Raw genomic sequence first — 691 nt, 5'->3', positions numbered from 1 at the left:
GGGGGACTCCTGAGGGACTCCTCGGGGACTGCGGGTGCCGCCCCTCGTGGGGGGAGGGGCGGCAGTCGATGGCGGCTCCCTCGTGAGGACGGCGGCTACCTCTTGAGGACGCCGATCGCGATGGCCGCGGCGATTCCGGCACCGATCGCGAGGATGACGTACGCACCAACACTCATGCCTTGACCACTTTCTTGATGTCAGATTTCACTGGCGTGTCCGTGTGGGGGTCCAACGGGGTGTACGGCGACACGAACACGACCTCGGGGTCGTGACCCGCGTCGTACCCGGTGGCACGGGCCAGCGCGAACTGGAAACCCGTGATCCGCCGGACGTCCTCCTCCTCATGGATCGTCGCCCGCAGATACTCGGTGAGCGTCCGGTAGGCGGAGGTCCGCACGATGACGGAGAACCCCTTGTCGATCACATGGAGGATCTCACTGCAGATGTCGAAGATCGCCTTTTCCGGCCGCCGCGTGGGGAACCAGACGATCTGCCGCATCTTGCGGCCCGCGATCACGTCGACCCCCTTCCAGGCGGAGGTCTCCCCGTCCGTGCCACGGGTCCGGTAGAGGAAGTGGTAGTCGTGCATCGCCGGAGTCGGCGCGAAGAAACGCCAGTTCGGCAGCAGCGAGAAGGTGTCCTTCAGCTGAAGCCGGTTGAACAGCTGATTGGGATGCTGGGTGGCGACCGT

Annotated in this window: 1 protein-coding gene; it reads right to left on the bottom strand. The window is 65.6% G+C overall.

The window, feature by feature from the left end; genetic code table 11:
• Positions 1–172: 172 nt before the first annotated feature.
• Positions 173–691, bottom strand: a 519-nt coding sequence (locus CU044_RS38370) for a hypothetical protein (protein ID WP_165371786.1), incomplete at its 5' end; no start/stop codon positions are given.

Source organism: Streptomyces sp. L-9-10, assembly GCF_004151105.1.
GTDB lineage: Bacteria > Actinomycetota > Actinomycetes > Streptomycetales > Streptomycetaceae > Streptomyces.
The sequence above is the reverse complement of the archived record's forward strand: the minus strand, read 5'-3'. Positions and strand labels throughout refer to the sequence as shown.